This is a genomic window from Pontibacter mucosus (assembly GCF_003054055.1).
GTDB lineage: Bacteria > Bacteroidota > Bacteroidia > Cytophagales > Hymenobacteraceae > Pontibacter > Pontibacter mucosus.
Genome location: NZ_QBKI01000002.1, coordinates 582,708 through 595,344 on the forward strand (window position 1 = coordinate 582,708; position 12,637 = coordinate 595,344).

The 12,637-nt window shown below is 55.1% G+C and carries 10 protein-coding genes; 9 read left to right on the forward strand and 1 reads right to left on the reverse strand.

Translation table 11 applies throughout. The annotated features are described in order from the left end of the window. The first annotated feature begins 132 nt into the window (after positions 1 to 132). The 9 genes from C8N40_RS06000 to dacB all read left to right on the forward strand — a co-directional run bounded on the left by C8N40_RS06000 (position 133) and on the right by dacB (position 12,210). The gene (locus tag C8N40_RS06000; protein ID WP_108210870.1) at positions 133 to 2,559 is read left to right on the forward strand and encodes an ABC transporter permease; all 2,427 of its coding nucleotides are present in this window, start codon (positions 133 to 135) and stop codon (positions 2,557 to 2,559) included. A gap of 298 nt (positions 2,560 to 2,857) precedes the next feature. Continuing rightward, positions 2,858 to 5,350 carry a TonB-dependent receptor gene (locus tag C8N40_RS06005; protein WP_108210871.1) on the forward strand — a complete coding sequence of 831 codons (2,493 nt, stop codon included), beginning with the start codon at positions 2,858 to 2,860 and terminating at the stop codon, positions 5,348 to 5,350. 161 nt (positions 5,351 to 5,511) lie between these two features. Continuing rightward, positions 5,512 to 6,078, forward strand: a complete 567-nt coding sequence (locus C8N40_RS06010) for an RNA polymerase sigma factor (RefSeq protein WP_108210872.1) — start codon at positions 5,512 to 5,514, stop codon at positions 6,076 to 6,078. Continuing rightward, a complete protein-coding gene (locus tag C8N40_RS06015) occupies positions 6,075 to 6,890 on the forward strand; it encodes a HEAT repeat domain-containing protein (RefSeq protein ID WP_146173519.1) in 816 nt (271 codons plus the stop codon). The genes C8N40_RS06010 and C8N40_RS06015 overlap by 4 nt, the downstream gene beginning before the upstream one ends. A gap of 6 nt (positions 6,891 to 6,896) precedes the next feature. Continuing rightward, positions 6,897 to 7,766 (forward strand): DUF4097 family beta strand repeat-containing protein, encoded by an 870-nt coding sequence (locus C8N40_RS06020; RefSeq protein ID WP_108210874.1) that lies wholly within the window; start codon positions 6,897 to 6,899, stop codon positions 7,764 to 7,766. 42 nt (positions 7,767 to 7,808) lie between these two features. Next, the gene (locus C8N40_RS06025; protein ID WP_108210875.1) at positions 7,809 to 8,624 is read left to right on the forward strand and encodes a DUF4097 family beta strand repeat-containing protein; all 816 of its coding nucleotides are present in this window, start codon (positions 7,809 to 7,811) and stop codon (positions 8,622 to 8,624) included. 78 nt (positions 8,625 to 8,702) lie between these two features. After that, the gene (locus tag C8N40_RS06030) at positions 8,703 to 9,260 is read left to right on the forward strand and encodes a DUF1543 domain-containing protein (protein WP_108210876.1); all 558 of its coding nucleotides are present in this window, start codon (positions 8,703 to 8,705) and stop codon (positions 9,258 to 9,260) included. A gap of 93 nt (positions 9,261 to 9,353) precedes the next feature. Then, the gene (locus C8N40_RS06035; protein ID WP_108210877.1) at positions 9,354 to 10,037 is read left to right on the forward strand and encodes a hypothetical protein; all 684 of its coding nucleotides are present in this window, start codon (positions 9,354 to 9,356) and stop codon (positions 10,035 to 10,037) included. A 778-nt stretch (positions 10,038 to 10,815) separates the two neighbouring features. Further along, on the forward strand, positions 10,816 to 12,210 hold the full coding sequence (dacB, locus tag C8N40_RS06040) for a D-alanyl-D-alanine carboxypeptidase/D-alanyl-D-alanine endopeptidase (protein ID WP_108210878.1): 1,395 nt from the start codon (positions 10,816 to 10,818) through the stop codon (positions 12,208 to 12,210). Between the two features lie 83 nt (positions 12,211 to 12,293). Here the strand turns inward: dacB and C8N40_RS06045 are convergent, their stop codons facing one another. Then, positions 12,294 to 12,626, reverse strand: coding sequence for a hypothetical protein (locus tag C8N40_RS06045; protein WP_108210879.1), 333 nt, complete (start codon positions 12,624 to 12,626; stop codon positions 12,294 to 12,296). Positions 12,627 to 12,637: the final 11 nt, after the last annotated feature.

A 12,637-nucleotide genomic window follows, 5' to 3' on the forward strand; every position in this document is an offset into this window, starting at 1 on the left:
AAAATACTGGTAACTGGCTGATTTAAAAGGATATTTCGGTTTGGCATTCCCTGTGCAGCCGTGATAGTGCAGCTCTCTTAGACTATCTTATTGTCTCTGGAGCTGCTGCAAGTTCCCTTAACCAATAAAGCTATGCTCCGAAACTACCTCCTTACCGCCTACCGCAACCTTGTCCGGCACAAGGCCTTCTCCCTGATCAACATTGCCGGGCTGGCATTGGGCCTCACGGCCTGTTTGCCGATCGGCTTGTTTGTTTACGACGAGCTGCAGTATGATAAGTTCCTGCCGGAAGGCGACCGCATCTACCGTGTCTACAACGACATGGCGGCCCGGGAGGCCGGGTCGGTGGTGGCGCCGGTGCCGCCAATGTACGGCACCACGCTGGAGCAGCGTTTTCCGCAGGTAGAGCAGGTGGTGCGCATCCTCATGCTCCAGTTCGATGCCAACAACCTGGTGGAGGTGGGGGAGAAGAGCCTCTACGAGAAGGGCCGCACCTTTACCGATCCTTCCTTTTTCGAAGTCTTTCAGCTTCCTTTCAAGTATGGCTCCCCTGAAAAGGCCCTGGCCGATCCGTCTTCCATTGTACTGTCGGAAGAGATGGCGGCACGTATGTTCGGGGAGGTGGACCCGGTAGGGAAACAGATAAACGTGAACAAACTGCCCTACATTGTGAAGGGCGTCTTTTACAGCAACAACCGCTTTCACCTGCCTGTTAACTTTGTTCTGCCCATGGAGGCGGCAGAGATCCCGGCCGAGCGCATGAAAAAGTGGAGCTGGCAGCAGTTCTATACTTACGTGAAGCTGCGCGAGGGCGCTGACCCGCAGCAGGTGGAGGCCACGTTCCGGGACATTGTCGGCAAGCAAATCGACCCGGAGCAAAACAAGCCTTTTGATTACAAGCCCTACCTGCAGCCGCTGCGGGAAGTATACTTATACTCCGCTGATTTCAAGTATGACCAGTCCATCCGGGGCAACATCACCTATGTAAAAGCCCTGAGCATCATTGCCATATTTATACTTCTGATTGCCTGCTTCAACTTCGTGAACCTGGCCACGGCCAAATCGGCGCAGCGGGCCAAAGAAGTGGGAGTACGAAAGGCCGTGGGGGCCAGCCGCAGCCAGCTGGTGGTGCAGTTCCTGGCCGAAACCCTCCTGCTCACGCTCATCAGCGTAATTTTTGCGGCAGCGCTTACCTCGCTGCTCCTGCCGTCGCTCAACGCCTTTACCGGCAAGCAGATGGCCTTCAACATCTTCACAGAACCCTCGTTGCTGTTGCTGCTCTTGCTGCTAACCCTGGTGGTGGGCCTGCTGGCAGGGTTTTACCCGGCGCTGGTCCTGTCCGGCTTCCAAACCGTGAAAGTGCTCAAGAGCGCCGTCGTGATCGATAGCCGGGTAGGCAGGATACAGTGGCTGCGGCATGGGCTGATTGTGGTGCAGTTCGCCCTGTCTATTTTTCTGATCATCAGTGCTTTTGTGGTTTTTAAACAGGTCGCCTACCTGCATAACAAGGATCTCGGGTTCAGCAAAGATCAGATCATGTTTTTCCAGATGCGCGGTGATAAAATGTTCGAGAACTACGAGACCTTTAAACAGGAACTAAAGCAGGTGCCGGGCGTCAACAACGTGTCCATCGGCTATGGCTTCCCGGGGGATGCTACGGCAGGCGACGGGATCATCACGCTGCGCAACGGGGAGCAGACCCACCACAGCGTAACCCAACTGATGGTGGACTACGACTACCTGAACACGCTGGATGTAAAGCTACTGGCCGGCAGGGGCTTCTCCAAAGCATATGGCACCGACGCCAACCATGCCTTTCTGCTCAACGAAACCGCGGTGCGGGAACTGGGCTTCGGTACCCCGCAGGCCGCTTTGGGGCAGCCGCTGCGCTGGCAAATATGGAACGATGTGAACCCGGACTCCCTGAAGGAGGGCAAGGTCATCGGTGTGGTGAAAGACTTTCATTTCAAGAGCCTTTACGAGAAGGTAGAGCCGACCGTGCTGCAGATTTTCCCCAGCGCTTACTGGAAGGTGGCCGTGAAGATTGACGGCGGGGACGTGGCCGGCACCATTGCGCAGATAAAGGAAGTATGGCGCAGGTTCTCCCCCGATTACCCGATAGAGTACGTGTTCATGGACGAGAGCTTCCAGAAAATGTACCTGGCCGAGGACAAGCTCAAAACCCTGCTCTGGATCTTTACCGGGATTGCCATTTTTGTGGCTTGCCTGGGCCTGTTCGGGCTGGCCGCCTTCGCCGCCGAGCGCAGGAAGAAGGAGATCGGCATCCGCAAGGTGTTGGGCGCTGAGAACGCAGCCATCGTGGCCCTGCTCTCCAAAGAGTTCCTGATCCTGATTGTGGTGTCGACGCTTATCGCCTTTCCGCTGGCCTGGTACGCCATGCACGTGTGGCTGCAGAACTTTGCCTACCGCATCGACATTCCGGTATGGGTGTTTCTGGCGGCGGGCATCACGGCGGCGGCGGTGGCTTTCCTCACGGTGAGTTACCAGGCCCTGAAGGCTGCCTCCGTTAACCCGGTGGCCAACCTGCGGTTCGATTAATGTACTCGACTGCCCTGGTCTGAGAGTAGCCAGGGCAGTAAAGTATAAGGCTATACTTTGTGCTTGAAAAATTTTCCTGCCCAAAACCTGTAACCATTCTCAAAACTGAAGTTCTCTAAAGTATAAACAGACGCTGCTGGTACGGCAGGTGTTGGAAGTATAGCAGCACCTGCCCGGGCTTGGGAGAATGAAAATTTTGTCTGGTAGCGGTGCAACTATCGCTTCCTGCCTGTGTCTTTAGCCCAAGAACACCCTTCGCTGCGAGGTCAGGCATCCTACAACATCTAACTAAAAAACTATGAAAAAAAGAGAACTCTTTTTGCCGGGTTTACTGTGCCTTTTGCTCAGCTTTTGCACTGACGTTTGGGCGCAGGATAACAGCCGGCAGCCGGCTAAAACTACTTCTCAGGCAAACGGCTCCATCTCCGGCACCCTGGTCGACTCCCTTACCGGGAAACCGCTGGAGTATGCCACCGTTGCGCTGCTGCAGCAGGGCACCTCGCAGGCCGTGAACGGCACGCTTACCGACGATAAAGGCAACTTTATACTTTCCGGGCTTGGCCTGGGGCAGTACGACCTTACCTTTAGCTTTATCGGGTATGCGGCCAAAACCATCCGGCAGGTTACCCTGACAGCAGCTAAGCCGCAGGTAGCGGTAGGAAGCGTGAAACTGGCTGTGTCCGGGGCCACTACCCTGAAGGAGGTGCAGGTGCAGGCGCTGCGGCCCACCATCACGCAGGAGGCCGACCGCATGGTGGTCAGCATTGAAGGCACGGCACTAGCCGCCGGCAGAACGGCTTACGATGTGCTGTCCACCTCGCCCGGCGTGTTCATCGACCAGGAAGGCAACATCCAGCTGAACGGCCGCAGCGGGGTTACGGTGATGCTGGACGGCAAACTCACCTACCTCTCGGCACAGGACCTGCGCTCTTTGCTGGAGGGAATGCCGGCAGAGAACATCCGCAACATCGAAATCATCACCAACCCCTCGGCCAAGTATGATGCGCAGGGCTCTTCCGGTATCCTGAACATCAACCTGAAAAAGAACACGCAACAGGGCGTAAACGGCAGCGTGTATGCAGGCGCCACCTACAATGGCAAGCAGTACGGTTCCTCGGGCGGGGCGGCGCTCAACCACAAAACCGGCAACTGGAACACTTTCCTGAATCTGGATGCGGCCCGACGCGTGGGAGGGCGTAATTCCACCTTTGACCGTGTGTTTAAAGGAGAAGAGGAATCGGTATACTTTGACCAGGTGGCTACTGAAGACTTCCGGGTACAGGGGCCTCCCTCGCTGCGCCTGGGCACCGACTATAGTATAGACGAGCGCCACAGCATAGGGGTGATGGGCTACTTTATGACCAACAAGCTGAACGCTGACTTCCTGACGGAAACCTATCTGGGCAACGCGCCGGGGCAACCGACACAGTTTATTGACGCGGATAACTTCCGGGAAAACCGCTTCACCAACTATACCGGCAATGTGCATTACCTGGGTAAATTCGACACGCTGGGTACGCAGCTCAGCGCAGATCTGGACCTGGTGAAGATTCGCAACCGGGGAGACGCCTACTTCTATAACTACTTCCACAACCTGGCAGACGGAGGCCCGGCCACACAGGATTTCCTCTTTACCGAGACGCCCAGCGGCTTCGACATTATCTCCGCCAAAGCCGACTTCACGAAAGCCCTCCCCAGAGGCCGCAAGGTGGAGCTGGGGCTAAAAGCCAGCAGCGTGGCCTCAGACGCAGACTCCCGTTTCTTTTTTAACAACGGCGACGTGCCCCAGCCGGACCTAGCACGCACCAACCACTTCATTTATGACGAGAACATCTACGCCGCCTATGTGAACTGGAACAGCAACCTCGGGGAGCGCTTCAGCCTGCAGGCCGGTTTGCGGGCGGAGCAGACCGTGTCGGAAGGGGAGTCGCTGACGATGAAGGGGAGCAAGAAGAAACGCAGCTACCTGGACCTGTTTCCTAGCCTGTTCCTGAAGCAGAAGGTGAACGAGGACTACGAGCTGAACTACAACTACAGCCGCCGCATCTATCGCCCTAACTATGGCTTCCTGAATCCGTTCTTCGCTTACCGCGACCCCTATACGTACTGGCTCGGCAACCCGAACCTGCGGCCGCAGTACACCCACTCCTTTGGCATCACGCAGACTTATAAGAAAAACTACAGCCTGGCGCTCAGCTACCAGCACCAGCAGGACGTAATATCGGAGATTGCCCTGATAGATGCAGAGACCTCTACCACCATTTATACTATCGGCAACGTGGATGATGCCAAAAATCTGAGCATGACGGCGGTGGTGCCTGTAAAGATTCTGAAGAACTGGGACACAAGTAACACGCTGGTGATCGCCTACAACGAGTACAACACCATGGTAGACAAACAGCAGGTCATCAACGATCAGGTCTACTACATGCTGCAGTCTAACCACACCATCCTGTTGCCCTGGAAGCTGAAAGCCGAGATAAACGGCACTTACCAGGGACCGGCCGCCTACGCGCTCTACCGCATTGATCCCCGCTGGTGGGTGAATGTGGGCCTCAAAAAGAGCTTTATGGAAGAGAAGCTGGAAGTCAGCGTGAACGCGAATGACATTTTCCATACCCAGCACCTGATCGTATCGGCCGACGTGGGGGAAGGCAACGTGAGCGATTGGGACCAGTATTTCCGGCAGCGCAACATCGGCTTTACGCTGCGCTACAAGTTTAGCAGAGGCGCGAAACTGGAGGAGCGCAAGCGCAACAACCTCGAAGAACTGAACCGCACCGGCGGATAAAATAGCATTTGTGTTTTTAGTCTAATGGCAATCGGGACTCTCTGGGTCCCGCCTGTTTTTTACCCCACTCAGTACAGCCAGATAAATATATTTCTGTCGCGGCTGTAACCTTTCCCAAAATCGAAGTTTCCTATATTGAAGACCTAACCACACCGGATCATTTGGAACAACTAACAGATAATGCGCTGATGCTTCAGGTTAAGGAGGGAAACCTTGACAAGCTGGGCCTGCTCTTCCAGAGGTATGGCAAAAGCCTGTATGGTTTCTACTTTAGGATAACGCGCAACGCAGCCCTGAGCGAGGACCTGGTGCAGGATGTGTTTGAGCGGGTGCTCAAGTATAAGCACACGTTCCGGGGCGACGGCAAGTTCTCTACCTGGCTCTACCACCTGGCCCGCAACGTGCTGGCCGATCATCTGAAGAAGACCAAACGTGCCGGCGTGAGCACCGACATAGACGAGCAGGACGCGTTGCCGGAGCTGGCGGTAGCACCAGAGGAGGCCCTGCAGAAAGAGGAGCACCTGCAGCTTATGGAACAGGCCCTCGACCACCTGGGTCACGAGAAGAAGGAGCTGTTGCTGCTCACGAAGCTGCAAGGCCTCAGGTATAAGGACATCGCCACCATGCAGGGCTGCACCGAAACCAACGTGAAAGTAAAAGTCTTCCGGGCGATAAACGATTTGCGGGAGGTCTTCACAAAACTACAAGCGAAAGGAATAAACATATGATCACGGAAAGATATCAGGAGCTGCTGCTCGATTACCTGGAGGGAAACCTAAGCGAGGCGCAGCGGCTGGAGCTGGAGGCGCTGGTGCAGACCGGGCAGGTACCACAGGAGGAGCTGCAGGCCTTGCAGGCGGCTTTCTCCGGACTGCAGGCGCTTCCCGAGCCGGAGCCGGGCCCGGGGCTGCAGGCCAAGTTTAACAGCATGCTGGCAACTAAAATGGCCGAAGAGCGGCTGGCAAGGCAACAGCAGTATACTTGGGGCGATTTGTGGCAAGGCCTGCAGACGCTGCTGAGCCCGCTGCGGCTGGCTTATACGTTGGTCGTGTTTGCCTTTGGGTTTTTCGCCGCCTGGCTTGCCTTTTCGCCCGGCCAGCAGCAGACACAAACCACCGACACGCAGCAATTGGCCGCAGAGTTGAACCAGATGAAGCAACTGCTCTTCACCACGCTGATTGATCAGCCGGCAGCGGTAGACCGCCTGAGGGCCGTGAACATCTCCAGCGAGATGCCGGGGGCGGATGCGAAGGTGCTGGACGCGTTGTTTAACTCCCTCAACAACGACCCGAACGTGAACGTGCGCCTGGCTGCCGTGGAGGCACTGAAAAAACACACCGACAACCCGCAGGTGCGCGAGCGGCTGATCCTCTCCATCAACCAGCAGGAGTCGCCGATGGTGCAGGTGGCGCTGGCCGACCTGATGCAGGCCCTGCAGGAGCGCAACGCGGTGCCACAGCTGAGGCAGTTGCTGCAGGACGAGAAGACAAACGAGCTGGTGAAAGCTAAAATCAAGGAAAGTATAAAAGTCCTCATTTAACAAACTATGAAAAAGAAAACATCCCTTTTCCTGCTATGGATGGTGCTGCTCAGCAGTGCAGGAGCCTTGGCGCAAAACCAGACCGAAAAGATTGTGCGGGAGCTGCGCTTTAACCGCAATACCCCCGGCAACGTGGTGAAAATTGAGAACATCGACGGCTTTGTGCACGTGGAAACCTACAAGGGCGACAAGGTGCTCTTCGAGGTGGAGCGCATCATCCGGCCCAAAACAGCAGATGGCCTGGAGAAAGCGAAGGAGCTGAGCGTGGAGTTTGCCGTGAGCGGCGACAGCATCATCAGCTACCTCAAAGCGCCTTACATCCAGTCTCACCGCACCGGAAACAAAGGCAATGGGGTGAATATCGACCGGAAGCTGGAGTATGGCTTCACGCATAACTTCACGGTGAAGGTGCCGCAAAACACCAATTTGTCCGTCGTCACGATTAACAACGGCGACATCAAAATCGCTAACCTGACGGCAGACTATATCCGCGCCTCCAACATCAACGGGCCGATCCTGCTGGAGAATGTGGCGGCGGCAGTGGATGCCAAAACCATCAACGGCAATGTGGTGGTAAGTTACCGCGAGAACCCAAAAAAGCAGGCGAGGCTGGAGACGCTCAATGGTAACATCGAGCTGCTCTACCAGAAAGCGCTTTCAGCCACCATCAGCTTCAGCTCCTTTAACGGCGACTTCTACACCGACCTGGAGGACCTGCAAAAGCTGGCTCCGAAGGTAGAGAAAGTAAGCAGCTCCGACGGCTCCAAAACCACTTACAAGTTGGGCAAGGCATCCTCCTATAAAACAGGCACCGGTGCCGCGCTCATTGAGCTAAAGACCTTTAACGGCAAAGCGACCGTGAAGAAAAGGGGCTAGCCCAAAGAACAAATCATATTTGCATATCCTAATCAAACAAAAATGAAACGCAGCCTTTTTATACTAACCCTGCTGGCCCTGTGCGCACACGCCTTTGCCCAGGAAGGCAACACGGAAGAAATCGTCGTGCCCCTTACCCGCCCCAATGACACCGGAACGATGGAGGTGAGTTTGTTCTCCGGCTCTATTCAGGTAACCGGCACCAAAGGCAAGGAGGTGGTGATACGCGCTAACATGGAGGAAAGAGCTTCAAAAGCGCAGGCAAAAGAGGAGACAGGAGGGCTGAGGCGCATTGCCAACAACAGCATGGGCCTCACCGTGACCGAGCACAACAACCGCGTCGAGGTGAACTCCGAGGTGATGAACAGAAACGTGAACCTGGAGATACAGGTGCCCCAGAACTTCAACCTTAAACTCTCCAGCGTGAGTCGCGGCGATATTATGGTGCGCAACGTGAACGGTAACCTGGAAATTGACAACGTAAACGGGTCTATCAATCTGGAGAACGTGTCTGGGAGCGCGCTGGCTAATACGGTGAATGGCGCCATCAAAGCCAACTTCCTGCGCTGGGACAACAAGGCGCCCATGGCTTTCTCTACCCTGAATGGAAACCTGAACATCACCCTGCCCGCTAATTCCAAGTTTAACGCTAAACTCAACTCCGACAGAGGCGAAATTTATACGGACTTTGACCTGGTGCAGGAGGCCAGGCAGTCCAAGGCAAAAGGCGCCCGAACGGAGGGCGGTGTATACCAGGTCAGAACAGCGGATTTTGTAACCGGTAAGGTAAACGGAGGCGGTGCCGAAATCATGGTGAAAAGTATGAACGGCAACATTTACATCCGCAAAGGCAAGTAAGCGCCCCGGTTTATACTTTAGGATTATACCTTAGAAGCAAGCTATACCTTGATAGCTTGCTTCTTTTTATCTTGCGCCATGCAAACACCGAAACTCTTTATGCTGATGCTGGGCTGCAGGCCCCCCGGCAGGAACACCGAGCAGCACGACATGTTCTTCAGCGTGGCCGAAACTATAAAAGACCTGGTGCCGGAGATTAAGGCCTTCTGGCCCGAGGCCAAGGACAAGATCCACATAGACGCCTGGCGCGAAGTAACGCACGTGAACGGCTATAAGATTGAAGTGGTGCCCCGCGAAGAGGCCTCTGAAGCGTCCGAAAAGCTGTTTTTCCTTAACCTGGGCGGCTACAAACCCGGTGAGTTTGACGAGTTTCACTATAAAATGCTGGCCGTGGCCGAGAATACCGCCGGGGCGGTGCAGCAAGCCAAACAAACAGCCTTCTACAAACACACCGGCTTTAAAGGGGCCACTTCGCACATCGACGATAAGTTTGGCGTGGATGTGGACGAGCTTTTCGAGGTGCAGGACATCCTGCCCGAGGCGGTGAAAGAGAAGTATAGCTTGCAGGTGACCCCATCACAAAGTATAACTGAAGACGAGCTGCACCTGGGCTATTTCCAGTTGCACAAGCTGTAGCACCGAAGTATAAACCGGAGGCAGGCCAGGGGAACAAGTATAAATTGTCTGCGTTAGTAGGGGAAGTATGTTTAACTTAACCTGACTGACGCAATGGACAGATACTATGAAAACGACAACCGCCAGCGCAAAAACCACTACGCCGATTTCGACGAGCATGGCAACCCGCTGACCGGTAACCGCAACAGTTTATCCCGCCGCAACCCGGAAGGCAACTATGGCAGCGGCATGTATGAGCGCGATGATCGAAGGCGCGGAGAGTATACTACCCACTCGGCACGAGCCTACGGCGACATGAGCCACGGCACCCGTTATGGTGAGGGCGGCAGTTACGAAGGCGGAGGTTCTGCTTACGGGCATTCTTACTACGGCTTGTCCGGCCAGCAGGGGCCGCGCATCACGCAGCACGACAGGGGCTGGAGCGAGAGCCGCCAGTACGATGCCTACGGCGACTCCAGGCACTACCAGAACCGCGACCAGCGCTTCAGCGACAGCTTCGGGCGCAGCAGCGACGGTGGCTACATCAACGAGGGAAGGCGGGACGATAACCGCCGCCGCAACCACCCCGGCCACTACGACGACAGCTACCAGAGCTACCGCAGCTCCGGCTACGACCGCAGCTATGAGGATTTCCGGGGCACCGGCTACGGCTCCACGGAATACGACAACCGCGACAGGGACCGCATGCGTAGCCTCCGCGGCAACCGTGACAGTGACTGGGAAGGAGAGCATACCTACACCGCACACAACCGCTTCAACAGCGGGCAGGACTGGTAAGGCCGTTTATACTTTTGATATTTTACAAGGAGACAGCGCCTCCGCCGGAGTATACTTCAGCGGAGGCGCTTTTTTATGTTTTATACTTTTGCAGAGGTTTATACTTTTATACTTGAAGTGAGTGAGCTATACTTGAAACTATTGAGCTAAACGTAATAAAGTGGCCCTCGCTCGCCTCCGGCGAGTGTGAGTTATCTATTGGCCTCTGGCCGCTTATGATTACACTTTATACTGCTATACTTTATACTTGCTGCGTAGAGTTATACTTGATGTGAGACGTGGCGGGACGCTACCTGATAGCCCACACTCGCCGGAGGCAAGCGAGGGGTTAACTTAAGTGTATGTTAAGCTCTACAGCAAACTGTCCCCTTGAGGGGACTACAGGGGTGTAAAGCCAGTAGCAAAAGTTATCTGCTAAACTCTCACACCCCTCCATGAACTGCGTTCGCAAACTACGCACTCCCGTGCTCGTTTGTCCTCAAGGGGAGACTCTTGCCGTTACAATTCTCAACTTTACTGTCATGAATGAGTGTTTTGAGTTAGAGCTTAACTGCCCTGCTCTATGAAGGGGCTGGGGGATGAGAATCGTCCTCCGATTCCCCTCCTTAGAGGAGCAGGGTTACACCTTTACCAAAGTAGAGAATCGCAACTTGTGTTTTATACTTGCCATCGGGAGGATCATCTAATCGCTATACTTCCTTCCATATTTTGCACAGCTAAATCAAGAATCTTTCTGCCCCGGCAAGTATAAGTCTGCTGAAATACTTAAATTTTGGCTATGAAACGCCTCAACCAGAAAATCACCCTTACGCTGGCCTTTTTGCTCGTCCATACGTTTGCCTGGTCGCAGACGGTGCCGGAGAAAGTGGCCGCGGCCTACCAGGCCTTTGAGCAGGACCCGCAGCTGCAGAACGCCATCACCTCGCTCTACATCACCGATGCCAAAACCGGCAAGGTGGTCTTCGACAAGAACAGCCGGATAGGCCTGGCGCCCGCCTCCACCATGAAACTCATCACCAGCATCAGTGCCTACGAGCTGTTGGGCACCGGCTTTAAGTATGAGACTAAGTTTGCTTACCGCAAGGGGAAAGGCCCGGCGGAGCTGCTTATGCTTCCGGGCGGCGACCCTACGCTGGGCAGCTGGCGCTGGCCCGAAACCAAGGAAAGCGCGGTGCTGCAGGGGCTCACAAAGTCTTTGCAAAAAACCGGTGTAAAGAGCTTTAGGAATGTGCTGGTGGCTAACGAGGGCTGGAACGATGAAACAGTGCCTGATGGCTGGATGTGGCAGGATATTGCCAACTACTACGGCGCGGGACCGGCCAAGCTGAACTGGCGCGAGAACCAGTATGACGTTATACTTCAATCAGGGACAAAAATCGGCGACCCAGTGGCCATCGTGAAAACGGTGCCTGCGCTGAACGGCTATACCTTGCACTCTGAGCTGACCGCTGCCGCAGCCGGCACCGGCGACAATGCCTACATCTACTTCCCGCTGAGCACCTCGGCGGCCACCATCCGGGGCACCATTCCGGTAAACGAGCGCAGCTTTAAAATTTCCGGGGCTATGCCCTCTGCGGCACGCCAGTTTGTGGCTACGCTTTCTGATACACTCCGGACGGTAGGGATTAAGTTGCCTAAATCTGTTACCGAGCATCATCTTGCCCTGCCGTATGCGGACTACACGGTCTTCCATACCATCACCTCCCCGCCGCTGGATAGTGTAATTTACTGGTTTAACCGCCGAAGTATAAACCTGTACGGCGAGGCGCTTGTGAAAACCATTGCCGCCAAACACACGCCCGACAGCCGGACCAGCAACGGTCTGAAGGAAATCCGTGCTTTCTGGAAGGAGCGGGGCCTGCCGGAAACGGAGCTGAGCATGGTGGATGGCTCCGGCCTTTCGCCGCTAAACCGGGTGACCACGCACGCGCAGGTGCAGCTGCTGCAGCACGCCAGGTTGCAGCCCTGGTATAACGGAATCTATACTTCGCTGCCCACCTTTAACGGCATGAAGATGAAGAGCGGCACTATCCGCGGCGTGAAGGGCTTCTGCGGCTATCATAAAAGTGCAGACGGCCAGGAGTATGTTTTCTCCTTTATCGTCAACAATTACAACGGGTCGGCTTCTGCGCTGGTGAAAAAGATGTATAAAGTGCTGGATGAGCTGAAGTAAGAGCTTGCCAAAGTATAACTAAAGTATAAACGCCAGCGCCCCTGCATACTGCAGGGGCGCTGGCGTTTTAAGTATAGCAGGCCTTAGCCTCGCTTTTTAGTGTCCTCGTTGCTTTTGTGGGTTTTCAGCGTACTGGCGTTGGGCTGGTTGTTTCTGAACTCCTTGTCGGTGCTGTCTGCGCCACGCGTGGTGGTGCTGGGGTTAGCGTTAGAGCCCTGCGGGCTGTTCTGGTTTGGGGTGGCTTTGCCTTTTTTGGCGCCGCCACTGCTGCCCTCACGGCTGGGTTTGTTCTCGCCGCGGGTATTATCCGCACCGCCAGCCACCGGGCCTGTTTGGGTACCCTTGCCCAGTCCGCTCACGCCTTCACCTTTTCTTGAATTCGGGTCTTCTGAGATATTTCGGTTGTTACTGCTCATAGTCTGTTTTC